Source organism: Nocardia sp. CA-136227, from assembly GCF_050955695.1.
In the GTDB taxonomy this organism is placed as follows: Bacteria; Actinomycetota; Actinomycetes; order Mycobacteriales; family Mycobacteriaceae; genus Nocardia.
In genome coordinates this window covers 2604554-2625377 of sequence record NZ_CP192081.1, presented here as the reverse complement: position 1 = coordinate 2625377, position 20824 = coordinate 2604554, and the positions used below count along the sequence as shown (strand labels likewise).

The window sequence follows — 20824 nt, the reverse complement described above, 5'->3', positions numbered from 1 at the left end:
GTAGTGAACTCCCGAGGGCTCGCGGAACGGTTACCCCCGAATATAGAACACGTTCTACTTCGATTGAACGCCGCAGGTGAGCTCATCGGGGCGATCCGGGTGGGGTGGCCGGTCTGTATGGTCGGTTGGGACATGCTGATCTTCCTACTGGCGCTCGCGGGATTCGCCTTCCTCGATTCCCTGCACGTCCTGAACATCGGGATCACCGCCGCGGTGGTCGTCGACAGCCGGCTGGGTCGCCGCTCGCCGGTTCCCGGGGCCTTGAGCTTCATCGCAGGACTCTTCGCCGTCACAACAGCATTCGGGATCTGCACCGTTTTGGGGCTCGGCTTCCTGACAGATCTCATCCACTTCGACATCACGCCGACCATTCGCTATTGGGCCGAGCTCGTCATCGGGGTACTGCTACTGATCCTCGGCGCGGTTCGACTACCCAGTCAGGCGACCAACGAAATCCCGCCCTGGGCCATCGAGGCCAGACGACGACCGCTACTCCTGGGCTTGATCGGAGCCGCGATCGGTCTCGCGCAAGCGCCGACCGCGGTCCCCTACCTGGCGGCCCTGGCGATGCTCACGATCCGAGAGCCACGCCCCACCCTGTGGCCCCTGATCGTGGCCGCCTACTGCCTCATCGCCCTCTTGCCACCGCTACTGGTGCTGTTCGCCGCCACCCGCCGCTCAGCCCGCGTACAGCGGTTCTACCGCGGTTTCGTCCGCGCGCTGACCCGATTCGGACCCCTGTCGATTCGAATCCTCTTCGCGCTCTTCGGAGCCGCGCTCATCGTGGACGCCATTCGGCACTACTCGTCGTTGTAGAGGTCCACTTCGTGCGGATCCCGCCCGTCATGCTCCCGCGATCTCGATGACGAAGATCGAGTTGCCGTCCGGATCGACGAACGGGGCTTTGCGACCGGCCGCGCCGTCCGGCCCGACGAGGATGAACGGTCCGGGATCGACACCGCGTGAGCCGATTTCGGCGACGGCGGTCTCCAGGTCGGGAACGGCGATGTTCACCAGCGCGCGGCCGGCGTGGTCGGGGTCGACCACGATGTAGACGAACACGGTGTCGCCCAGCTGCCACATCGCCTCGGTCCCCGGCGTCACCAGGACATCGGCGGCGCGACCGAACAGGCGGGTGTACCAGTCCTCGGCTGCCGCGAAATCGGTCACCGCCAGGCCGAAGAACAGCGAGTTCACGTCCATGCCTCAGCCGATCGCGGTCTCGTGCACGGAATGCCACCGGTAGCCGTCCGGTTCGGCAGTCAGGACCGCGGTCACCCGGCGAGCGGCGCTACCGGTCGGGCTGTGGTGGATCTCGAGGAAGCGGACCACGACCATCCCGCCCACCCGGTTCAACTCGACTACCTCGCCGATCTCGATCCGCAGACCGGGCACCGCATTCCGAGCCGTACGCAGCCCGGCGAGCAGCGCCTCACCCGCAACCACCGACCCGTCGGTACTCACCATGGTGAACCCCGGATCCTGCGCGCCGGCGAAGCGTTCGAACACCTCGAGCTCCGCCTCGCTACCCAACCAGGCCGCGAGATCGTCGTGCAGGTTCTGAATCGCGATGCCAAGGTCCACAGTGCTGACTGCTCTGTCGTCGGTCACACCAGCGATCGTACGGACGGCTCGCCGTCACCGGTCAGTCGAACCAGTCGGGGTCGCCGCCCGCGATGAACCCGGACAGGATCGTCGAGTCCCGATGCGCCTCCTGCAACAGCGCCCCGAGCTGCCGGAGCGCCTCGGCGTCTTCCCCGTAGGCGACGAACATTCCCGCCTCGGGGTCGTAGTCGATCCGGTCCGCCAGCTCGGGCGCCCGCATCGCCACCGCCGACCGCGCGACCCCGGCCCAGCCGTAACCGCCACCGTCGTAACCGAGCTCAGCGAACACTTCCTCGGTGGAGAGCATGTGATTGTCGGACAGCATCAGGCAGAAGTGCCCGGGCTTGTGGTCGTACTCGAAGAACACCAGCGGGGCATAGGTTTCACGATCGGTCACGGCTGGAACCTATCGGAACCCTCCGACACCGAGTTGCCGTCACCAGGTCGCCACACGTCCCAACTTTCGTCAGCGAACCCGCTCAGCATTGCGATCTCGGGGCCTTCGAGTTTGTCGGCTGTCGCATCGAGGGACAGCGTGCCCTTCTCGAACCGCAGTACGAGGCCGTCCCCGGCGGCGTCCTCGGTCGACACCACGGTCTGATCGATGAACGCGCACAGCGAGTCTCGATATCCGGTGTCGCCGATGTGCAGAACAGTTTCGCCCGAACCGATCTTCGGCCAGACCCAGCACGTCAGTCGTGGACCGTCGAAGTCGAGTTGGACGTAGTCACGGACGAACACCACCGACGCCAACTCCAGACCGCACAAACGGGCGAGCAACGAATCCGGCTGAGAGTGCATCGGTGTTTCCTGACGTTGTGCTCGAAGGATCAGGCGCGGGTTACGGAAGTCTCCAGCTTCTTCCGGACATAGAGCGTCTGGTGTGCGCGAGCGACCAGGGCGCCGTTGGAATCTACGATCCGGGTTTCGTGCTCGGTGATGGATTTCGAGCCGTCGGCGGTTTTGCGGCGGATGTCGTCCATCAGTTCGCGGGGCATCAGCATGGTGGTGCGGACGGTGCCGCGGCCGGGAGCGATGAACTCGATGTCGGCGGTGGTGTTCCAGATCCGATAGCCCTGGCCGAGTTGGCCGTTGGCCATCATGCCGAAGAACGGGTCGGTCATCGCGAACAGGGACCAACCCGGTGCGGCGCCATTGTGGTTGGAGTTCCAGCGGCGCACCTTCAGGCTCACGTCGGTGGACGTCCAGTCGTCGGCGAATCGGTCCACTCGCACTCCGAGGAACAGGAGGGACGGGGCGAGGTTCATGACCGTGTGGAGCCTGCGTGGTGTCAGGACGGCTGCCGGAATGGTCCGCCCCTCGAATCCCCCTGGTTTGAAACGCATTTCGCCACCCTACCTACCGGCCAGTACAGCGCACGCCAGGCGGAGGCCGTACGCGCCGCCCTGGCCGGTCGGTCACTATTTGTCGGCCGGTGCGTAGACCAGTTCGAGGATTCCGGACGAGAAGGCCGTGCTCTTCACCAGACGCAGCTTCACGGGCTCATCCATCTCCGGGAACAGCGGCGCACCCTTGCCCGCGGCGGCGGGCAGCACCCACAGGCGGTATTCGTCCACCACGCCGAGCTTGATCAGGGAATGCATGAACTCCGTGCCACCGACGGCCACCAAGTCCTTGCCGGGCTCGGCCTTGAGCTCGGCGATCTCCTCGGCGGTGTCACCGGACGCGATGCGTGTCTCGGGCCAGTCATCAGCGGATTTCAGGGTGCGGGAGAACACGACCTTGGGAATTTCGTTCATCGCCTTGGCCGACGGGTGATCAGAGGTCGGCCAGAACCCGGCCATGATCTCGTAGGACTTGCGGCCCATCAGGAAAGCACCAGCCTCCCAGAGCCGGCTCACGAAGTACTCCTCCTGCTCATCGTCATCAATGCTCATCATGACCTGTGATGACACTGCATGACTTCCAATTGTCGCTGCTTCACCCGATGTGCAAGAGCGCCCCGACGCAGGCCGCAGGACTGCTTCATCGAATCGGCGCGACCAGCGCCGACACTGCGGTCGCGCAGGCGCGGTGGTGGTTTGGTGACGCCACGAACAACTTCACGACGATCGACGAATATGTAACTGCTTGGGGCGCGCCGGATTCGGAATACATCGAACGTTACGGCGAGCGGGAGATTCGCTCGGCGCGGTGGGATTTGCCGTTCTGGCCCGGCATGCAGTTCGAGTTCAGGGCGATGGGGCCTCGTCATCTCTTCCATCGAATGCTCCGCAAGCCGGGAGTGCCTGCGCCGCAGTTGAATTCGATTGAGGATTTGATCCCTTGGTCGTGCACGACAGAGGAGTTTCTGGGCTCCGGCCTGGGTCCGTTCGATGAAGACATCGACCTCGGCTCGATCGGGAACCTAGTCGACTTCGAGGCGGTCGACCCGGAGTCCGGGCGCAGACGTCCCTACCGTGCCCGCTTCGACTGGTGTCTACTGCAATCGGTCGAACCGGTGCTGGTGCGCCTCAGCAAACCGAATCCCGTACCCGTCGACGAGACACCGATCGACGAACTCATCTTGACCAGGCAGATAGGTCGCGCCGTTCTGAGAATCCATGCCGAGATCGAGGGAACCCTCTACGACGCGATGGCCGACTTCCAGCACCGCTACGCACGCCTGGCACGCGAGCGTCCGAACGATTTCATTCTTGACGAGCGCCGTACCGACTACCAGCGGCTGGCCGACACCGTGGACAGCCTCCATCTCGCAGACGAACCCTGAACGGGCACAGGCGGGTAATGATCCGCCGCACCGTCGGTCAGCCTTACGACCGCTCGCTAGCATGTGCGTGCACTGGCAAGCAGAGCCCGCGCACGGGTTCCGCTATGCCTGACACGCAACGGAACTCGGACCACGATCCTGGTCCGCCGATGCCGTCGCCCCCTCCCGGTGGTATTGTTCCGCGCCTTTGAACTCGTCCGAGGCGCTCGCACTGTTTCGTGTCTGGGCATCGGCGCGGGACTGAACAGCGCGAACGGCGTCCGTAAGCGGGCGCGCCATACAGGCAAGACCGAGGGCGTCGGATATGCCTGTGGTGGTGCAGAATCCGCCAGTGAGCGCTAGCGTGCCGAGGTCAGTCCTGGCCGGTCGTGGTGGCGTCACTCATGGCTTCCGCGTTGTAGGCCAACAGCTCCCAGCTGTGGCCGTCCGGGTCGTCGATGGCCCGGTTGTACAGCCACCCCATGTCCTGTGCCTCCCGTGGTTCGGTGGCGCCTGCGGCCAGCACGGCGTCGGCAAGCCGGTCCACCTCTTCGCGCGACCCGGCGGCCAGCGCGTTGATCACCTCGATCGGACCATCCGCGGTGTCTCGCTTGGTGAAAGTCGCGAACGTCTCGCGCGTCATCAGCTGCACGACGATCGCGTCGGCGAGGACCACCTGGGCGGAGGTGTCCCCGGTGAAGTCCGGGTTGATCGTGCCTCCCATCGCCGTGTACACCTTCTTGCTCGCTTCCAGGTCGGTGACCGGCAGGTTGACGTAGATCTGCGTGAATGCCATGAGGTGCCTCCAAAGATGGTCGGTGCGCCGGGTGTTCCCGGCGACATCGCAAACCTAGGGGCGTACCTCGACATCGGTCTTGTACAGAAGCGACAACATCTCGTCGCTGTCTCCGCGCCGCAGCTGAGAAGCTGTGCGGCCGGTGAACCGGGTCAGCGAACGCGCGAGGTGCGGCTGGTCGTGGTATCCCGTCGACTGCGCGACCTCGATCAACGGCATACCCTGCTGCACCAGCAGCACAGCCTGTCTGGCCCGCTCGATCTGTCGGATCGCGCCCTGCGTCAGCCCGGTCGCCGCGACCACCCGCCGTTGCACCGACCGTGGAGTGACCAGAGTGGTCCCGTCCCCGCGGAGCACATCGGTGACCAGCGGATCACGCACCAGCAGTCCGGCGCGGACCAGACGGTCCACAAAGACGTCCGCATTGTCGTAGGCCGGAATCTCCCATTCCTCGCCTTGCAGCACGAACGAGTGAGCCGTGGCGTGCGGACTGGACACCGCGGTGTCGACCAGCGTCGACACCGGCATCGGCGCCAGGAAAGCGCCATGGCGGAAGATGATCCCGAGCGTCTCGCCCGCACCCGGCCCCAGCTCCAGCACCGTGGGACCGGTCTCCGGGCCGCGGACCGAAACGTGTGTCTCCCCACGGTCGCGCCAGACGACAAGCTCCCAATTCGAATTCGCCACCGACCGCATCCGCGCCGCCACCGCCCCGGCAACCGATCCAGCCCGATAGACCCGCTCGACATAGGGGGAATCGGACAGGCGCTGCTCGACTCCACCGGCCGGCTCGAGGCTCACGACCAAGAAACTAACACTGGCGGTCGCCTGCCGCAGTGCTCGAGCCTGCGGGAGCCGCCTCAGCGGACGGGCTCCACGACCATAGGCACGATCGGGATACCGGCGGGATCGAACAAGTCCCGACCGCACGAGTCGCACTCGCCCTCACCAGGCTTCGCTTCCGTCTCGGGGAGCTGCCACACGTTCATGCCACCGCACGGACAGTCGATGATGTACAGCAACTCGGGAGAAGGCCGATCCAGACCCCACGCCAGACTCGACGCCGTCGTGCGACGCATGACACCGACACGATAGGTGTCGTCGCCGGACCGTAGTTCGCCGAGCGCCAACCCCGCACTCGCCAGGGCTTCATCCACTGCGCGCAGGATCGCCGGCACGTGTTCACCACGATCGAGGTCAGCCCCGGCCGCTTGCCTGGCAGCGGACTCGACTGCCACGACAACCGCACTGTCCTTCCCGAAGGCCGCCACCCGAGCCGACACGAACTGCGCTATCTGTCCCGTCCGTTCCTCGCCGGACCAGTCGACCCGCAAAAGAACCCCCTCCTGGATCAAGGAATTCACCACATCGTCCGCATCGAGTAGGAATCCCCGCTCAGCCGCCGCAAGGAAATGCGCCATATCGCTCACGCCGCCAGCATACGAACGAGCATCCGAACGGCTGCGCAACCCCGAGCCGGGTGCGGTAGGCCGTCAATGCTGCTTTCGACCTGTTGTTCTGTCAGCCCTAGGTGGGGCTGGTCAAGTCGTTGCCACGGAGCGAAATCGACGTCCGGTCGTACTGAACCCGCTATTCCGCGTATCGGTAGGCAACGACAAAGCGGCTCGCCCTCATGGCCCGTGCTCAACCCGTGGTCTCAATCAGGTCGGCATTCGTCGAACTGTGTGGTGTCCGCGTCGGGTGCAAGTTGTTTGCGGGGCGGGTAGATCGGGTCCGGGTGGTGTCCGAATAAGTAGTCGCGGAAGGTTCGCAGATATTCGTTCTGATGCTGTTGATCTCGGAACGTGGTCGTGTTCGGGTCGAACCAATCGCTCGGTGCCGGACGTCGCGCGATCACGTAGTCGAGGGCTTCGCGCACCATGTCCCCATAGCTCGGCTCCTCGATGATGGCGCGGCGCAGTTCTGGTGCGTATCGCCACATCTGATCGCCCAGATAGGTGTAGGGCATCTTGCCGACCGGCCACAGCAGACTGTCGACATGCGGGATTTCGTCCCACCACTCCGGCAGTGGGTCGGGGCGCACGGCGGCCCCCGGCTGCGTGGGTGAATCCGTGCGGCGTTCCGGGCCGGAGGCGGGTGCGGCAGGATTTCGGCCGACGCCTCGGGGACGCCACGTCGGCCCGGTCCGGAGGTTGCTGGGCGGATACCAGACGCCGCGCCACACCGGGACTCCGAGAGCGCGAATGTTCACCGGAAGGTTCTCGTCCACAACGATATCCGGCGTGATGCGGCGCACCGGGCGTAACTCCACGCCGTCGGGGAGCAGATCGGCCACCATAGCCAGACAGTCCTGCTCGCCGTAGCCGGTCACACCGACGTTCGATCCGGGCCAAGCCGGTTCGCGGTCCCGATCGAATTCGATCCAGAACCGCCGCACCACGGGCATATTCTTCCCTTCGTGATCACCGAACGCTTGCACGGTAGCAACGTCCGTCCGACGCCCACCACTCGATAATCGGCAGAAGCGGAGGTTGTTGGCGGACGTTCGGAGCGGGACGAACGCGGTCGCTCACATAATCCTCACAATTCCGGCGCAAACCGTGCATATCGGCGACCTAGGCTGCTGTCGTGGTCGTCAAAGCTTTTCGATCCTCCGATGCGCCCCTGTGCGCCGTGGTCGTGGCCACGATTGTGCTCGGCGTGACGCTGCATCGCGGTTGGATAGTCACCAAGTTATGGATTCTCGCCTTGCCATTGCTGCTGGGAGCGTTCGTGGCTGCCTTGGCCTGCTTCGTGCTGGTGCTGTTTCTGGCCGGCCGCGATACGCGACGGTGGCCTCTGGCGGCAACCGCGATGCTCGCACTGATCGGGATCGGCGGGTCGGTCTTTCTCTTCGTCGACTCGAACGCTAATGCGTGGACCAGGTTTTGGGTCGAGCGACCGGCATTCGCCGCTATCGCAGCGATGGAACTGCCGGATGGCAAGATCGACTACTACGGTGTCGAGCTGCCTCCGTACCTGTGCCTCGTTTCGGCGAACTGCCGAGTGGCAGTGATCGGCACCAGTGGTGGGCAGCCAGTGCTGTTCGTACCCGACTACATCGGGATCCCCGACGATGCGCTCGGCTACGGACATTTCGTCGGAACACCCGAGCCCGGACCGTACGACGGGTTCGGCGAACCTGTCTGCCCCACGATGGAGCTGGCGGGCGGTTGGTGGTGGCTCGACTCCTGCTGGGACGCTACATAACTGAGCCCTAGGCGGATGGCGGCTGCGGGCGAGACGCCCAACGCCATCCATGAGGCGACGGTACGCATCACAAGACGATCGGCAACATCCACGAGACCGCCCTGACAACACTCGGTCCGTTGATCTTTCGCTGTGCCGCTTGGCACCTAGGGCGTGTCTGACAAAGCGCGAGAGACACCGGCTGCTCGCACCGCACCGGAATCCGGGCGCGGGAATACCGCGCTGGCCGGTTCGGTCAGCGCGGTATGCGGCATGAGCGGATACCAGTGCCGACAATTGCTGGATATCTACTGTGCAGTGGTAGGTGAGGGTTCGACTAGTTGTGGTGCACCGGAAGCAATCCCCGCCAGCCACAGGTACTCGTAGGCGGCTTCGGCGACTTCGGGTTCGAGAATATTCAGCTCTTCGACGGTCACCTGATGACGTTCGGCTGCCTCTGCCAGGTGTGCGAGCTCATCGAGACTCACGTGGTCGAGAGCTTCGTCGGTGTCGATGTCGTAGGCCACGTCCACGGCGCTCTCGTAAGCCTGCGCTACACGCGCTTTGAGGCTGTCGATGCCGGCACACTCACGCAGGCACATGTACAGGCCGTCATCGTATTCGGTGGGCGTGGAGGACCATCGGCCGTTCTCCCACCACCGCAGGAAGCTGACTAAATCTGTGGTGAGTACTCGCGGGTGATGGGCCTTTATCTCGATAGCACGAACCCATTCCGGCGCAGCAGCTCTGGGATCATACGACTTGTCGTAGACGTCGTTTTCGCGATCCCACCCGAACAGCACGGCACGGTCGCCGGGGAAACGGATCAGAGCGAACCAGTTGCCCGCACCGTCCTCCTTGTCCAGACGTCCACCAGCGACCACAGTCGTGGTCCCGATGTACTCGGCCGACTCGGCGGGGTCGTACACGTCCCCAGGGAATGCGGCAAAGAAGACGTCGGTGACAACAGCCGTCACCCACAGCGCGCCAGGATGCGGCAGCTCCAAATCCATATGCGGCAGCCTAACTCCGCTCACTGACACAACGCGCTCACGATCTGCCGCGGCCGCCTCGAGCCGAGCGATCAGCGGCATGACAGTGCGTTTCGGGTGCGCGGTAGCCGCGGGGAAATGGCTCGAATGTCTCAGTTACTGGGGAAATTCGGGCACGTCGAGATCCAATGCGGTTGCGAGATCGATCGTTCTGCGGGGATTGACGCATTGCCTGGCCAAGCTCGGCAGATCGAGTCTGTTGTGACGGGCTTGAAAAAGGAACAACGCAGCGGGATGCTGTCGCAGCTGGTCGGTCTCGAGTCCGTTTGCGGATTTGTAGGCAGCGGCTACAAGAGTTGGAAACGCTGAACGCAGCCCTGCTGCCCATCCCTCGACCGCGCTCAGCCAAGCGTTGGTGGAGGCGTCCGATGTGGAGGAGAACCGTGCGATTGCCTCGCTCAGTTCCGGCCAGGTGTAGTCGGCCCACGGTTTGGTTTTCAGAACCGGCAGCTGCCATTGGCGCCTGACCTGTGACCAGTGATCGGCATGTGCCGGCAGCGTGTGAATCACGAAGTCCGGCAGACTGAGTGCGGTCAAGGCGCCGCCGTGGCAGGCACCGGTATCCAAGCCCAGAATCCGACTGTCTCGAACCAGTGGCGTGTCGCCGGTGACGTGGTGTCCGAACACGATTGGCTTGGCATCAGTGTAGTGGTCGTGCCAGACGCTGTCGGGGAACAGGGTCTGGAGTTCACGCTCACCGCGTGTGGAGCCGCAGAGGATCTCCTCACGTTGGTCGGCGAGCGGGATACCGGGCACCATACCGGCATGGACGATGCGGGCGTGGTCGTTCTCGAAGTAATAGGGAAGCGTCCGCATCCAATCGACCATGTCGGCGTATCCATCGCCTACCTGCAGCCGTGTGATTTCCTGGGCGTAGGAGAAGATCCCGCGGACGTGTTTGCGTTCGTGGTTGCCCATGATGGCCACCGAGTTCGGGCGCTCGCGAAAGAAGCTGACCACTTGGTGAGGCTTCGGGCCACGGTCGACCAGATCGCCGACGCTGACAAGTAGGTCGTCCTCAGCGAGCTCGGCCTTTTCTAGTAGCTCGACCAGCTCGTCGAAGCATCCATGGATGTCGCCGATGATGACAGTGCGCTGCACCCGGACGACCGTAGGCGCTGACCCGGTCGGCTAGCAATGAAATATCGCCGTTGCGGCCGCACGCTACTCGGCATGTGCGGATATTCGGAGCTGGATTCGGCCGAGGTCGACCGTCGGTATTGTCCAGCGGTGATGGCGGTGGCTGGCTGGGTCCCTGACGGCCACAAGCGGCAACTGGTGAGGTAATTGGGAGGGTTGATGGCGACGGGGGCAACCCGGGCGGCGCTGGCGCGTGAGCTGAAGGTAGCGATGTGCACGGACCGCGGCTTCACGATGCACCGAGTGGATGACGGATATGCGTTCCGCAAAACTGTTGAGGGTGAGCACTTCTCGGGAGCGCTGGAGGTCCTGGCCGATCTCGTCCTGAAATACGGGGAACTTCGAGTGACCGGCACTGTCTCGATGGCTGTTCCCGCCCTGCAAACCGCCATCGATGCAACACCGGACGCAGCGGTCAGCAATCTCGATCTGTCCGGCGGCAGGCCCTACTCCACCGAACTCGCGATCAAGAGCTTCGGGCGCAGAGACAGCTTCGGAGAAGCCGAGCAAGAGATCCTGGTCGAGACCGACGGCCATGTCGATGCGGCCGTCGAAGAATTCATCGGCATGGTCGACGGTCCTGTCAGCGACTGGGCCACAGCCGTATTGGCCGTCGAGCCGCTGGTCGCGGCGGCGGTATCGGTGACTGGCGACAGCAACCCTATGTTCGTCCGACGCCTGATCCTGTTGTTGCTGTCGCTGAATCGGGCCGAGGATGCCGTACCGGTGATGGATGCACACCTGCGGGCAAACCTGCACTGGGGCGAGCGGGAGTCGCGCGCACCCAAGTTCGAGCAGCATCTACTCGATTCGTTCCCTGCCTACCGCCGTGTTCGAGAAGCCCGCCAACAGGATCAGTCGCAGTGAGATCTTGAGCGCGCGGTCTCGGCCTCAGACCAACAATCGTCGTGTAATCGGCATGAGCGCGCACTCAAGTGCGCTGGAGCCAGCCAGTCAGTGGGGCCGCTGGAGGGGCGGTCTCGAGGCGGTGCCGGCGGCGGAGCAGGGCCTCCAGCGCACGCAGATGGTCGAGGACCTGCTACTGGAGCGCCCACCGCGGGAGCTGCTCCGGATCAGCCCGCGGAACCCGAAGGCGCGGGTACGGCGTCGGGCCCGGTCTCGGCGTGCAAGTATTCGACGCCGACTGGGAAAGTGTGCTGGCGGCTGGTCAGGACAGTTCGCCGATGGTGACGCGGGGGTCGAGGCTCTGCGCTGTCAGGCACGGCTACCTCGAATCCTGCTGTTCAGGTGGAACTTACTGAAGGCTCAGTCGTTTCACCAGCGCCGCGCGCTGGCCGCTTCAGTCAGCGCGGGTCGCGTCGTGACAGGGCGTTCGCCGGGGCCACTAGCAGGCATCAGTCGATCCCGCCCACTCCTCTGCGCCCTTCAGTCCGAAAGTAACTTCCTCTGTTGAAATGCCAAGCTGGATACACCACGCGCAGGCCGAGGCCGGCCGGGTGTAACTCCGAACAGCATCGGCGTTCCGCCACCTGGGCGCGTCTCGAACTGACGCTGCCGGAACGGATGCGGGACTCATGGCGCTAGGTGTTTGGCGGTGCCGCTCTCCGGTGAGTATGCTTGCCGGACGAATTTTATGGCCCTGGTTCGGGAGGAGAGCTGAGAGGTCGTGGACAGATCCCTTGATAGGGCGATTGATCTCATCGAGTCCTTCATCCAGCGAATCGGTGACGATTGGCTGGATGAACATCAAGCACAACCGAATTCAACGCCGCACGAGATTGCCTTATGGATATCACAATATCGTGGGTGGTCAGACCCTGACACCTTGGCGAACTCTCAGCACCTTGTACTGCTGGGAAGGCTGGCGAAGTGTATTGCGATACTCGAAGGTGCTGACGTCGGCCCCCTGGACAATCTGTGGCGAGATCTTCTGTCGGACAATCCAAGTCGAGTGAAAAGCGCTCTCCATGAGATAAGAGTAGCGGCGATATTCTGCGGAAGCGGCTTCCCCGTGAAGATAATTCCCGAAGGGAGAAGTAGAACTCCCGACCTCCTAGTAGGCGATGCTGTCGAAATCGAGTGCAAGTGCAAAGGGCCAGCGAGTGACGCCGATCGAGCGCGCCACGAGATCTACTCTCTGCTCGACAGAAAGCTCCGGAAGGTTCTCGTCGCTGGCTCCAGGTGCGGTGCCTTGGTGGTCACCGCGCGCTTTCATGTCGAACCCGAGCGGATGATGATCGACGAGATCATCGAGTCGGCGCGGTCGATAATCCGCGGTTCCGGGCCCATGTCCATCGACAGCGCAGGGCCTCTGTTTGATTACAGTATCGAGGGGGTCGACCGAGGCGATGTCGAACCAGCAGCAGCGCTGAGTCTGCCGCGACGCCCGTTCGGATCGAAACCTTTCGATATAGAAACCAATAGCGGCATTGTCGTTGAACTGCCGGATGGCTCAAAGGCCCTAGATCAACTGATATTCATGTCGCTTTCCTGTGATGTCGAGCATGACTACATCAGAGGGGTGAAGTCGTCGCTGAAGTCTGCGGCAGGACAATTCTCGGGCGATCGGCCGACCATCATAGTTGTTGATGTAACCGACACACTGGGCACGGTGCCGGATTCATACTTCGACGAAGTTGGCAAGCTGATCGAAGAGTTTCTTCGGAGTAACTCAAAGGTCTCCCGCGTGGACCTGGAGAGCAACTGGTTCGAGGACGGCGAATCCGGTGTCGTCCTACGTCGGGGCATCTTGCCATTCGAAAATAGATACGCGAAGCATGCTTTGCCAACCGAATTCGCTCTTGTCCCCATGAACTAACAGCCATACCCTGCGCACGCTTCGATCATTCGCGGTGACGGCGAGTCGCCGAGCTACTCCTGTAATCGGCAGTAGCGAACGTTCTGCGCCGCAGCAGGTTCCGGACGCAGACGCCCCCGCGCTGGCCGGTTCGGTCAGCGCGGTATGCGGCTGAATTGAATGCTCGATGCTTCGTTGTCACGCTCGATGTCGTCGGCTGTTGCCGCGTGGGGTTCATGCCGGCTTCGGACGCTGGTGACCGCATTCGAGTCGGTTGCCGGACTGGTCGTAGACATCCGGGATAGCGCAAGTACCCAGCCACACCGTGACGCCCTCGTCGTTCCACGTCAGTCGAAGTGTGCATCGCCGAGCACAGACTCCTCGAAGTCGTTGTCGTCGTAGGCGATGGTGAATACGTCCCCGGGCCGCATCCAGTAGTCCTCGGGGATCGGCTCCGTCCACACCTGAAGCAACTTGTCGGACGTATTGCTGAACCTGATCTTGGGCACCCGTGGAGAGTAGAACAGGCACGAGACCTTCACTGGCCAAGATGAACCGGCGCCCAACCGGCAACTATCCCCTTACGACGGCGCTGGTGCAGGCGCGGGGGGCGGCAGTTCGGGGTTGGGCGCAGGCGGTGGGACAGGCACATGTCGCTCGACATCATCTGGCTCGCGGGCGATCTGGATGAACCTGGCCAGTTGCCATTCATAGCTTTGCGAAGAACCTCGGATGGCGAGGCCGATGTCTTTTCGTACAACCTCGTAGTACTTGCGGCGGGCTTGGCTGGTCGCCTCGACGGCTTCTGGCCATGCCGCGCCGGTGATTCGGCCGACCGCGATCAACTGCAGACTGTAGGCGCTTTCATGCCAGGCCCGCGCGGCGGTGATCGCGTCCTCGCTCGCGAGCATCAGGACGGATTCCCATTTCATCGTTCTCTCGTGCTCCGCGGCGGCAAGGGCGACTACGCCTTCGTCGAGTGGGAGTTCGTTGCTGTCGGGGTGTATTCCCTGGTGTGCGGCAATGCGAACCGAGATACCGATTACCTTCTTCACGGCGTAGGCGTACTCGGTGTAGGTGGTGAGCCTCTTCTCGTCCCAGCGGATCGCTTGGGCTCGGCGCCACCGCGCCCGCTCGGCTGCCGAGGTCGACAGATAGGTCGCAGCGGCACCGAGCAGCACCCCGACCAGCGCAGGTAACTGCTGAAGGAATGCGGTCACCTCCCTCACGCCCTGCCTGCAACGGTGTGATGTCCGAACCACATGGCTTCCCCCTACATCCGGCCGCTCAGGTCCTCCCCACGAATTCTCCCCCGCGGAGCGGTCTTCGGACAGACTCGAGAGGAATCCGAAGATGGCAGCCCAGCAGGCAAAACCCACCCGGCGGTCGGTATTCGGAACACGATGGTGGGTTCAAGTAACCGCAGCGCCACCGCGACGCACTTTGGGGCACCCACTGGTTGATAGGCTGGGCGCGCCAAAAGCGTTCGGCCGGAAAGGTTGTTATGGGTGTCTGGGGTCCGGGTAACTTCGACAGCGACACCGCTGCGGACGGGCTCGGGGAACTGACCGACCACATCATCGGCAACATCGCCGAACAATTCCAGGACACCTCGGACGACACGGCATTGGAACCCGATGAGTGGGGTGGGGACATGGTTCCCGCCTGGCTGGAGATTCTGATCCAGATTGTCGAACCCGCGCGAGTCGGTGCGAGCTTCCCCTCGGTGGCGGTGCTCGGCGAGTGGCGCGAACGGTATCTGCGGGTGTGGGAAGAGAATATCGACGAACTCGGGCCCGACGACGAGTTCAAAACTCAGCGGCGTGCAACACTCACCGAGACATTCGATCGAGCGATAGCGTTGGCCACGACTCGTGAGCAAGACCAACACATCTAGGGCAGGCTCGGGCAGCTGCTGACCGGAGATCTCTGAATCCCACATGACTCCGAAAGAACTCTTCACGCAGCTGGGGGCTGATCGCCGCCGGCAGGTTCATCTGTCGCTGTGCGAGGATGCCCTGCCGATCTGGATCGGTTACGTCCGTGGGAAACCCGCCTCGCTTCGCTACCGGGACTCGGTTGTCGGGATGCGGCACCAGGTGGATATCGAGCTTCCGGGGGAAGCCCTGCGCTCCGCTTGGGCCGGTGCGGACCTCGCGGATGTCGGCGGGCGATACCTCGAACCCATTGCAGCGCTGCAAGACGACGATCTCGCCTTTCCCGACCCGGTCGAGTTCGCCTACTACGCGATCTACAACTGTTTTCGGAAGTACTCGCTCGGCGACGACATACCGGATTGGCTGATCGTCAACCAGGCCTTGTCCGTTCACGACGACAGTGAAGCGGCGCAACGTCTGACGCGCGCGATCGACGCCCCGAATTAGGCGTTCCGAGGGTGGCGAAAGCCTCAGGGAGACTTCGCTCGCGCCGGGCTGCGGCCCTTGACGGCCGCGCCGAATAGGCTGCAGCTCACACACTCTCGCGCTGCGCCTGCGCGAGAGCGGCCAGCTCCTTGAACTTCACGATGTTGCCGGCGGCTCCCCAGGTGCCTTCCGGCTGTTCGCGGATCAGGACCCACACTCGCCAGGAATCACCTTCGGCGAGACCGGTAGCCGCGAGTATTTGCTTGGTGACTTCGGCGACGAGGCCGGCCTTGCGGCGGTCCGACAGCCCGCCCTCGGGAACGGTCACATCCACCCGGAATCTCGGGAGGTCGTCTTCCAGCGCGGCGAATCCGCCGTCGGTGACCTCCTCGACGCGGCCCCACGCCTGCGCTCGGAAGAAGGCGGTGTCGGGTGCGCCTTCCCACTTCAGCAGGGACTTCGGCAGCGACTTCAACAGCTCGGCGCGGGCCTGTCCGGTCAGGACTCCGGCGGGCACGGTCAGGTGAATCATCGGCATCGGGATGCTCCTTCAGATCGCGGAAGACCGAGTTATAACGGTCGTTATAATCACCGGACGCTACTATATGACGACTGTTATAGACAAGGAGGTAATGGTGGCGGAATCGCAGGACTCGCGCCAGAAGCTGGTGAGCGGCGCGGCCGACATGATCCGGCGACGCGGCCTCAACGCCACCAGCGTTCGGGAGCTGGCCAAGCATGCTCACGCGCCATTGGGGTCGACGTACCACTACTTCCCCGGCGGTAAGACGCAGCTGGCGACCGAGGCCGTCACGTTCGCGGGTGACCTCACCGCGGCGGTGTTGGTTCGCGAACTCGAGAACGGCCCGATCGAGGCGTTGCACGCATTCCTCGGCATGTGGCGAAAGATAGTGGTGGACACTGACTTCCAGGCCGGGTGCCCGGTCCTGGCCGTCTCGGTCGAAGACCTTCCCGAGGCAGAGCGAGCACCCCACGCGGCAGCAGCCGCCGCCTTCACCCAATGGACCGACCTGCTGTCGGCGGCGCTGCGCGAGCATGGAGCCGATCCGGACGATGCCGAGCACACCGCCACGCTGATCATCGCCGCCATCGAAGGAAGCGTCGCCATGTGCCGCGCCGAGCGCAGCACGAGGGCGCTCGACCGCATCGGCGCCAAGCTCGAGATAATCGTCCATGCCGCGATCACGCCAACAGGCACCCAGGACTGAGCCGACGCGGCAACCGCATCTACCGGCTCCACAACCCTTCTAATACTGTTACTCTCAGTTACATACACCGAGCGGTATACACATATCGAAGGAGTGGCCATGTCCTGCAACGTCGCAGACCAATCGTGGCGTCGACCCACCCTGATCGCCACGCTCATCGCCGCGTTCATCACGCAGAACTCGATCGCCCTGCCCTACGTGCGGCGCAACGGACCGAAGTCGGCGCTCGACTTCTTCGTCGGCGACATCTACAAGACCGTCCCCGGCCGATTCGCGATGATCGACCTCATCTTCGTCGTCCTGGGCTTCCACCTCTGGGCCTTCGCCGAGGCTCGGCGACTCGGCATCACGCGGTGGTGGGCCGCCTCGTTCGTGCTGACCTTCACGGTCGGAATCGCAACAGCCATACCGTTTTTCCTGCTGGTACGTGACTTCACCGTGGAGAAGGCTGCGGCTGACACGTAGCGCAATCGGTCACGTATCGAGCTGTACTCCGGGCCTGATTCGTTCGCCCGGAACTGGCAAGCACTACCGGAGTGCTTTAGACCTGTGCCAAGGTGAAGCGCTCGTTCGCGTCGCGGCCGGCAGACGCTAGTTCGGTCGAAAGGCGAACTGCTTCACGTTTCGAGGCGGCGACGATACGCTTCTCGCCCTCGAGGCGAGCTCGGATTGCGGCAACCGAGTGGGGGTTCGAAAGCCGCCGGCGAGAGAGGCTACTGCCGATCGAGCGGGCGAGGTAGCCGGTGAAGAAGATGAATACGACTGCGGTGGTCGCGATTTCGATGAGCACGGGTCCTCCCGAGTTCAGGACGGGTAGGTGCGGGGAGTTTCGCGGAGGGCGATTCGGAGGGCGCGGAGGACTGTGGTGAGGGGCTGAAGGGTCTCCCATTGGGGGTATCTGAACCAGGTCGATGAGGACCTGCTGGGACCGCGTGGGGCGGGGAGGGTGAGGTGCCTGCCTGGCGGGAGGAATTCGCAGTGGGCGCGGGTGCGGAAATCGTTGGCGGGGAGGGTGATGTCGAGTTGGGTGGGGGCGGCCAGGAGGATCAGGGGGCCGGTGGCGGCGCGCTCGTCGAGGATGGGGGTGGTCTGTTTGGTCCAGAACAGTTCGTCGTCGATCGCGGCGGCTAGGGCGGGTGGGGCGCTGATCGCGGTGACGTCGGTGGTGGACAGGGTGATTCGGGAGCCGGAGATTCGGCAGGGGAGGCCGTAGAGTTCCCGGTACAGCCAGAGCTGACGGTCGAGTGGGGTCTCGCCTGTCACGTGCGCGGGCATTGGGCCTGGCCTCCTTCGAGATAGCTGCGGGCGCTTTCCGCACGCGGGCATGGCGGGTCGCAGGTGGCGTGGATCTTTCGGATGCCTTGGGCACGTTGCCGGGAGATGGGGAAGATCGAACCGTTGCGGCAGTCGTCGTTGACCCAGAACGCGTTGGGGGCAGACCGCTGGTCTCGCTGGATCGTCATGCTTCAAGTGGAGCGAGGCAGCGAGGATGTGGGAAGTGAAAAGCGGGATCCCGGATTTTTCCTCTGTTTCACCAGGTTTCGGCCCCCGAACGGTGAGATGATATTCCCGCTCCGGGAATCGCCATCGTCGCGGAGCGGGAAGCATGATGACCCGAGAGCGGGAAATTCCATGTCCGAAAGCGAAGGCACCCTCACCCGCCGCCAGCTCGGCAGGTACCTGAAGTCCGCCCGCGAGGAAGCCGGGTTCACCCTGGAACAGGCGGGCAGACAGATGGACTGGAGCAAGAGCAAGCTCCAACGGCACGAGGCCGGCGAGGTCGCGAAGATCCGTCGGCCCGATCTGGACCTGCTGATTCGGCTCTACCAGATAGATGATCGCCAGGCTGCGCACCTACGCGGACTGGCCGAGACCGCCGCCGGGAAGTCCTGGTGGCACGAGTTCAGTCGCGTTCTGCCGGACGACTTCCGGATCTATGTGGACATGGAGTCCGCCGCGGCGGTGCTGACGACCTACCAACCGGACCTCATCCCCGGCCTGGTCCAGACACGCCCTTACGCGCGCGTGCTCGCCTACACAGCCAACCCCGAGGACGGGGAAGACGCTCTCGCTGGTCGTTTGGAGTTGAAGGCACGCAGGCAGCGCATCCTCACGCACAACCTCAAGAAGCCTCAGCTGAACATGGTGCTCGGAGAAACTGTGTTGCGCAGGGTGATCGGCGGTCCGAAGATAATGTCAGACCAACTCAAACGCCTCGCCGAGGCGAGCACTTTGCCCAACGTCACCCTCCGCATCCTTCCGTTCTCCGCCGGGATGCCGACCGGCGATCAGACCGGACCGTTCGTGATCATCGATTTCACGACGGACGGGCGCGGCCAGCCTGTAGCTCCGACCACGATCTACAGCGAGGGCTATTCGAGCGACATGTACTCGGAGAAGCGCGATGTCGTCGATCGCTACGTCGAGGCGTACAGAGTTCTCCAGCGGGCTGCGCTGGATGAGTCGAGCAGCAGAGATCTGGTGCGCGAGATAGCAAGGGAGTACAGCGCGTGAACGACGAACTAGACGGCGCACAGTGGTTCAAGAGCAGCAGAAGCGGCGGTAGCAAGGAGTGTGTCGAGGCCGCGTTTCTGGCAGGCGGCCGGATCGGGGTTCGTGATTCCAAGGATCCTGGTGGGGCAGCGCATGTTTTCACTGCGGGGCAGTGGGATGCGTTTATCGGGGCCGTTGCGGCGGGGAGGTTCGATATTCACGGTTGCTCGTAGGGGAATCGGGGGGCGAAGGCGGGGGTGAGGTCGTCGAGCCAGCGGGCCGTGTCGCTGTGGTTCGCGAAGAACGGTGTGCCTACGAGCGATTCGTCGCGGGCTTGGAGTAGGCGTAGGGCGAAGACTTGGCGGTCGGCGATCGTGGTGATGCCGTCGATGACGACCTTGCCGGGGGTGGCCGACATGACTGGGCCGCGGACTGTGCGGGCCAGGCCGGGGACTGCCCGGTAGGCGTCGGTGAAGATGGCGGTTGCGGCGGACAGGGGGACCGCGAAGTGGTCGCGGGGGCCGGTGTCGCGTTCTACGAACATGTAGTACGGGATCATGCCCAGTCGGACCTCGTTGCGCCACAGGGTGATCCAGTCGTCGGCGGTGTCGTTGACGGTGCGGACGATCGGGGATTGGCAGCGGATCACGGCACCGGTGGCCTGTAATCGGCGGATCGCGTGGCGGACCACGTCGGTGTCCAGTTCGCGGGAGTGCGAGACGTGGGCCATGATCGCCAGGTGGCGGCCGGACTCGGTGATTCGGGTCAGGAGCTTCAGGAGTTGATCGGCGTCGGGGTCGGTGACGAAGCGGTGTGGCCAGAAGGCCAGGGCTTTGGTGCCGATGCGGATCGAGGTGATCTGTTCCAGGCGTGGGTCCAGCAGCGGCTCGAGGTGCCGGGACAGGACGTCCGCGCTCATGATCATCGGGTCGCCGCCGGTGACCAGGACATCGCTGACCTCGGGATGGCGGTCCAGGTAGCGGATCAGCACCTCGGGACCCGCGGCGGCCATGCGCAGGTCCGGCTCACCGACGAACTGCGCCCAACGGAAGCAGTACGCGCAGTAGGCGTGACAGGTTTGACCGTTGCGCGGGAAGTACAGCACCGTGTTGCGGTATTTGTGCTGCAACCCGTCGAAGGACTCCCCCTCTGCCGCGGGGCGATTGAGGGTGCGCTGGCCCTCCGGATGCGGGTTCATGGCCTTACGGATGCGGGCGGCGGTGTGGCGGAGGTCGGCGGCGGAGGCGTCGTGCGCCAGCAGGGCCGCGATCTCCGCTCGGTCGTCATCGGCGAGCATCCCCGGATGCGGCATGGTCAGCCGGAAGATCGGGTCATCGGGCGCGCGTGTCCAGTCGATGAGTTCGTCCAGGACATAGCGGTTCGTCCGGAACGGCAGCACCTCGGCCACCGCGGCCAGCTCCCGCGCCTGCTCGGCGTCGAGCCCGGCGCGGGCCGCGATCATCGGCAACTCCCGAGCGCCGATCGCGCG

General features: G+C 63.9%; 30 protein-coding genes. 11 read left to right on the top strand and 19 right to left on the bottom strand.

Translation table 11 applies throughout. The annotated features are described in order from the left end of the window. The first annotated feature begins 132 nt into the window (after positions 1 to 132). A complete protein-coding gene (locus ACQP06_RS11995; protein WP_433672294.1) occupies positions 133 to 816 on the top strand; it encodes a GAP family protein in 684 nt (227 codons plus the stop codon). 27 nt (positions 817 to 843) lie between these two features. Here the strand turns inward: ACQP06_RS11995 and ACQP06_RS11990 are convergent, their stop codons facing one another. The 6 genes from ACQP06_RS11990 to ACQP06_RS11965 form a co-directional block, all read right to left on the bottom strand. Continuing rightward, positions 844 to 1203, bottom strand: a complete 360-nt coding sequence (locus tag ACQP06_RS11990) for a VOC family protein (protein ID WP_433672293.1) — start codon at positions 1201 to 1203, stop codon at positions 844 to 846. A 3-nt stretch (positions 1204 to 1206) separates the two neighbouring features. Continuing rightward, the gene (locus ACQP06_RS11985; RefSeq protein ID WP_433672292.1) at positions 1207 to 1611 is read right to left on the bottom strand and encodes a hypothetical protein; all 405 of its coding nucleotides are present in this window, start codon (positions 1609 to 1611) and stop codon (positions 1207 to 1209) included. Positions 1612 to 1645: 34 nt separating this feature from the next. After that, positions 1646 to 2002 (bottom strand): immunity 51 family protein, encoded by a 357-nt coding sequence (locus ACQP06_RS11980; RefSeq protein ID WP_379276117.1) that lies wholly within the window; start codon positions 2000 to 2002, stop codon positions 1646 to 1648. Further along, the gene (locus ACQP06_RS11975) at positions 1999 to 2406 is read right to left on the bottom strand and encodes a hypothetical protein (RefSeq protein WP_433672291.1); all 408 of its coding nucleotides are present in this window, start codon (positions 2404 to 2406) and stop codon (positions 1999 to 2001) included. The genes ACQP06_RS11980 and ACQP06_RS11975 overlap by 4 nt, the downstream gene beginning before the upstream one ends. A gap of 29 nt (positions 2407 to 2435) precedes the next feature. After that, positions 2436 to 2951 carry a DUF4442 domain-containing protein gene (locus ACQP06_RS11970; protein ID WP_433672290.1) on the bottom strand — a complete coding sequence of 172 codons (516 nt, stop codon included), beginning with the start codon at positions 2949 to 2951 and terminating at the stop codon, positions 2436 to 2438. A 75-nt stretch (positions 2952 to 3026) separates the two neighbouring features. Next, on the bottom strand, positions 3027 to 3506 hold the full coding sequence (locus ACQP06_RS11965; RefSeq protein ID WP_433672289.1) for a dihydrofolate reductase family protein: 480 nt from the start codon (positions 3504 to 3506) through the stop codon (positions 3027 to 3029). 8 nt (positions 3507 to 3514) lie between these two features. Between ACQP06_RS11965 and ACQP06_RS11960 the strand changes: the two genes are divergently transcribed. Then, positions 3515 to 4336 (top strand): hypothetical protein, encoded by an 822-nt coding sequence (locus tag ACQP06_RS11960; protein ID WP_433672288.1) that lies wholly within the window; start codon positions 3515 to 3517, stop codon positions 4334 to 4336. Positions 4337 to 4688: 352 nt separating this feature from the next. Here ACQP06_RS11960 and ACQP06_RS11955 read toward each other — a convergent pair whose 3' ends face one another. The 4 genes from ACQP06_RS11955 to ACQP06_RS11940 form a co-directional block, all read right to left on the bottom strand. Beyond that, entirely contained in the window at positions 4689 to 5111 is a 423-nt protein-coding gene (locus ACQP06_RS11955; RefSeq protein ID WP_433672287.1) for a VOC family protein, read from the bottom strand. Between the two features lie 54 nt (positions 5112 to 5165). Continuing rightward, entirely contained in the window at positions 5166 to 5912 is a 747-nt protein-coding gene (locus tag ACQP06_RS11950) for a helix-turn-helix domain-containing protein (protein ID WP_433672286.1), read from the bottom strand. A 59-nt stretch (positions 5913 to 5971) separates the two neighbouring features. Continuing rightward, the gene (locus ACQP06_RS11945) at positions 5972 to 6532 is read right to left on the bottom strand and encodes a DUF6630 family protein (RefSeq protein ID WP_433673295.1); all 561 of its coding nucleotides are present in this window, start codon (positions 6530 to 6532) and stop codon (positions 5972 to 5974) included. A gap of 236 nt (positions 6533 to 6768) precedes the next feature. Further along, entirely contained in the window at positions 6769 to 7518 is a 750-nt protein-coding gene (locus ACQP06_RS11940) for a hypothetical protein (RefSeq protein ID WP_433672285.1), read from the bottom strand. Between the two features lie 182 nt (positions 7519 to 7700). Here ACQP06_RS11940 and ACQP06_RS11935 point away from each other — a divergent pair, with 182 nt between their 5' ends. After that, a complete protein-coding gene (locus ACQP06_RS11935) occupies positions 7701 to 8321 on the top strand; it encodes a hypothetical protein (protein ID WP_433672284.1) in 621 nt (206 codons plus the stop codon). A 287-nt stretch (positions 8322 to 8608) separates the two neighbouring features. On the opposite strand, the gene ACQP06_RS11930 is transcribed toward ACQP06_RS11935, so the two are convergent. Together ACQP06_RS11930 and ACQP06_RS11925 are read right to left on the bottom strand one after the other, a co-directional pair. Continuing rightward, entirely contained in the window at positions 8609 to 9313 is a 705-nt protein-coding gene (locus tag ACQP06_RS11930; protein WP_433672283.1) for a hypothetical protein, read from the bottom strand. 135 nt (positions 9314 to 9448) lie between these two features. Beyond that, complete coding sequence (locus ACQP06_RS11925; RefSeq protein WP_433672282.1) at positions 9449 to 10453, bottom strand: metallophosphoesterase family protein; 1005 nt, start codon at positions 10451 to 10453, stop codon at positions 9449 to 9451. A gap of 198 nt (positions 10454 to 10651) precedes the next feature. Here ACQP06_RS11925 and ACQP06_RS11920 point away from each other — a divergent pair, with 198 nt between their 5' ends. Both ACQP06_RS11920 and ACQP06_RS11915 read left to right on the top strand, forming a co-directional pair. Continuing rightward, positions 10652 to 11359, top strand: a complete 708-nt coding sequence (locus ACQP06_RS11920) for a hypothetical protein (protein ID WP_433672281.1) — start codon at positions 10652 to 10654, stop codon at positions 11357 to 11359. Between the two features lie 760 nt (positions 11360 to 12119). Then, positions 12120 to 13271, top strand: coding sequence for a hypothetical protein (locus ACQP06_RS11915; protein WP_433672280.1), 1152 nt, complete (start codon positions 12120 to 12122; stop codon positions 13269 to 13271). A gap of 326 nt (positions 13272 to 13597) precedes the next feature. Here ACQP06_RS11915 and ACQP06_RS11910 read toward each other — a convergent pair whose 3' ends face one another. Together ACQP06_RS11910 and ACQP06_RS11905 are read right to left on the bottom strand one after the other, a co-directional pair. Beyond that, positions 13598 to 13759, bottom strand: a complete 162-nt coding sequence (locus ACQP06_RS11910) for a hypothetical protein (RefSeq protein ID WP_433672279.1) — start codon at positions 13757 to 13759, stop codon at positions 13598 to 13600. A gap of 72 nt (positions 13760 to 13831) precedes the next feature. Then, entirely contained in the window at positions 13832 to 14470 is a 639-nt protein-coding gene (locus tag ACQP06_RS11905; RefSeq protein ID WP_433672278.1) for a hypothetical protein, read from the bottom strand. Positions 14471 to 14709: 239 nt separating this feature from the next. Between ACQP06_RS11905 and ACQP06_RS11900 the strand changes: the two genes are divergently transcribed. Together ACQP06_RS11900 and ACQP06_RS11895 are read left to right on the top strand one after the other, a co-directional pair. Then, positions 14710 to 15147 carry a DUF4259 domain-containing protein gene (locus tag ACQP06_RS11900; RefSeq protein ID WP_433672277.1) on the top strand — a complete coding sequence of 146 codons (438 nt, stop codon included), beginning with the start codon at positions 14710 to 14712 and terminating at the stop codon, positions 15145 to 15147. 43 nt (positions 15148 to 15190) lie between these two features. Further along, complete coding sequence (locus ACQP06_RS11895; protein ID WP_433672276.1) at positions 15191 to 15634, top strand: hypothetical protein; 444 nt, start codon at positions 15191 to 15193, stop codon at positions 15632 to 15634. A gap of 85 nt (positions 15635 to 15719) precedes the next feature. Here ACQP06_RS11895 and ACQP06_RS11890 read toward each other — a convergent pair whose 3' ends face one another. Beyond that, on the bottom strand, positions 15720 to 16151 hold the full coding sequence (locus ACQP06_RS11890) for a tautomerase family protein (protein WP_433672275.1): 432 nt from the start codon (positions 16149 to 16151) through the stop codon (positions 15720 to 15722). Positions 16152 to 16245: 94 nt separating this feature from the next. Between ACQP06_RS11890 and ACQP06_RS11885 the strand changes: the two genes are divergently transcribed. Beyond that, positions 16246 to 16842, top strand: a complete 597-nt coding sequence (locus ACQP06_RS11885) for a TetR/AcrR family transcriptional regulator (protein WP_433672274.1) — start codon at positions 16246 to 16248, stop codon at positions 16840 to 16842. Positions 16843 to 16941: 99 nt separating this feature from the next. Then, positions 16942 to 17307, top strand: a complete 366-nt coding sequence (locus tag ACQP06_RS11880; RefSeq protein ID WP_433672273.1) for a DUF2834 domain-containing protein — start codon at positions 16942 to 16944, stop codon at positions 17305 to 17307. A 76-nt stretch (positions 17308 to 17383) separates the two neighbouring features. Here the strand turns inward: ACQP06_RS11880 and ACQP06_RS11875 are convergent, their stop codons facing one another. Genes ACQP06_RS11875 through ACQP06_RS11865 form a run of 3 tightly spaced genes read right to left on the bottom strand, consistent with a single transcriptional unit; the run spans position 17384 to position 18305 of the window. Further along, entirely contained in the window at positions 17384 to 17632 is a 249-nt protein-coding gene (locus tag ACQP06_RS11875; protein WP_433672272.1) for a hypothetical protein, read from the bottom strand. A 14-nt stretch (positions 17633 to 17646) separates the two neighbouring features. Further along, positions 17647 to 18117 carry a hypothetical protein gene (locus ACQP06_RS11870; RefSeq protein WP_433672271.1) on the bottom strand — a complete coding sequence of 157 codons (471 nt, stop codon included), beginning with the start codon at positions 18115 to 18117 and terminating at the stop codon, positions 17647 to 17649. After that, positions 18102 to 18305, bottom strand: coding sequence for a hypothetical protein (locus tag ACQP06_RS11865; protein ID WP_433672270.1), 204 nt, complete (start codon positions 18303 to 18305; stop codon positions 18102 to 18104). The genes ACQP06_RS11870 and ACQP06_RS11865 overlap by 16 nt, the downstream gene beginning before the upstream one ends. Before the next feature lie 169 nt (positions 18306 to 18474). On the opposite strand from ACQP06_RS11865, the gene ACQP06_RS11860 reads away from it, so the two are divergent. Together ACQP06_RS11860 and ACQP06_RS11855 are read left to right on the top strand one after the other, a co-directional pair. Next, complete coding sequence (locus tag ACQP06_RS11860; protein ID WP_433672269.1) at positions 18475 to 19356, top strand: helix-turn-helix domain-containing protein; 882 nt, start codon at positions 18475 to 18477, stop codon at positions 19354 to 19356. Next, positions 19353 to 19568: a DUF397 domain-containing protein gene (locus tag ACQP06_RS11855; RefSeq protein WP_433672268.1), complete on the top strand. Its 216-nt coding sequence runs from the start codon at positions 19353 to 19355 to the stop codon at positions 19566 to 19568. The genes ACQP06_RS11860 and ACQP06_RS11855 overlap by 4 nt, the downstream gene beginning before the upstream one ends. On the opposite strand, the gene ACQP06_RS11850 is transcribed toward ACQP06_RS11855, so the two are convergent. Then, entirely contained in the window at positions 19553 to 20797 is a 1245-nt protein-coding gene (locus ACQP06_RS11850; RefSeq protein ID WP_433672267.1) for a KamA family radical SAM protein, read from the bottom strand. The genes ACQP06_RS11855 and ACQP06_RS11850 overlap by 16 nt on opposite strands. Between the last annotated feature and the right edge of the window lie 27 nt (positions 20798 to 20824).

What these genes read in the sequence shown, in the direction of transcription:
- ACQP06_RS11995 (WP_433672294.1), top strand. Translation starts at nt 133, where the DNA reads ATGCTGATCTTCCTACTGGCGCTCGCGGGATTCGCCTTCCTCGATTCC.
- ACQP06_RS11990 (WP_433672293.1), bottom strand. Translation starts at nt 1,203, where the DNA reads ATGGACGTGAACTCGCTGTTCTTCGGCCTGGCGGTGACCGATTTCGCG.
- ACQP06_RS11975 (WP_433672291.1), bottom strand. Translation starts at nt 2,406, where the DNA reads ATGCACTCTCAGCCGGATTCGTTGCTCGCCCGTTTGTGCGGTCTGGAG.
- ACQP06_RS11970 (WP_433672290.1), bottom strand. Translation starts at nt 2,951, where the DNA reads ATGCGTTTCAAACCAGGGGGATTCGAGGGGCGGACCATTCCGGCAGCC.
- ACQP06_RS11965 (WP_433672289.1), bottom strand. Translation starts at nt 3,506, where the DNA reads ATGATGAGCATTGATGACGATGAGCAGGAGGAGTACTTCGTGAGCCGG.
- ACQP06_RS11960 (WP_433672288.1), top strand. Translation starts at nt 3,515, where the DNA reads ATGACACTGCATGACTTCCAATTGTCGCTGCTTCACCCGATGTGCAAG.
- ACQP06_RS11955 (WP_433672287.1), bottom strand. Translation starts at nt 5,111, where the DNA reads ATGGCATTCACGCAGATCTACGTCAACCTGCCGGTCACCGACCTGGAA.
- ACQP06_RS11945 (WP_433673295.1), bottom strand. Translation starts at nt 6,532, where the DNA reads ATGGCGCATTTCCTTGCGGCGGCTGAGCGGGGATTCCTACTCGATGCG.
- ACQP06_RS11940 (WP_433672285.1), bottom strand. Translation starts at nt 7,518, where the DNA reads ATGCCCGTGGTGCGGCGGTTCTGGATCGAATTCGATCGGGACCGCGAA.
- ACQP06_RS11930 (WP_433672283.1), bottom strand. Translation starts at nt 9,313, where the DNA reads ATGGATTTGGAGCTGCCGCATCCTGGCGCGCTGTGGGTGACGGCTGTT.
- ACQP06_RS11920 (WP_433672281.1), top strand. Translation starts at nt 10,652, where the DNA reads ATGGCGACGGGGGCAACCCGGGCGGCGCTGGCGCGTGAGCTGAAGGTA.
- ACQP06_RS11895 (WP_433672276.1), top strand. Translation starts at nt 15,191, where the DNA reads ATGACTCCGAAAGAACTCTTCACGCAGCTGGGGGCTGATCGCCGCCGG.
- ACQP06_RS11890 (WP_433672275.1), bottom strand. Translation starts at nt 16,151, where the DNA reads ATGCCGATGATTCACCTGACCGTGCCCGCCGGAGTCCTGACCGGACAG.
- ACQP06_RS11885 (WP_433672274.1), top strand. Translation starts at nt 16,246, where the DNA reads ATGGTGGCGGAATCGCAGGACTCGCGCCAGAAGCTGGTGAGCGGCGCG.
- ACQP06_RS11880 (WP_433672273.1), top strand. Translation starts at nt 16,942, where the DNA reads ATGTCCTGCAACGTCGCAGACCAATCGTGGCGTCGACCCACCCTGATC.
- ACQP06_RS11870 (WP_433672271.1), bottom strand. Translation starts at nt 18,117, where the DNA reads ATGCCCGCGCACGTGACAGGCGAGACCCCACTCGACCGTCAGCTCTGG.
- ACQP06_RS11865 (WP_433672270.1), bottom strand. Translation starts at nt 18,305, where the DNA reads ATGACGATCCAGCGAGACCAGCGGTCTGCCCCCAACGCGTTCTGGGTC.
- ACQP06_RS11860 (WP_433672269.1), top strand. Translation starts at nt 18,475, where the DNA reads ATGTCCGAAAGCGAAGGCACCCTCACCCGCCGCCAGCTCGGCAGGTAC.
- ACQP06_RS11850 (WP_433672267.1), bottom strand. Translation starts at nt 20,797, where the DNA reads ATGATCGCGGCCCGCGCCGGGCTCGACGCCGAGCAGGCGCGGGAGCTG.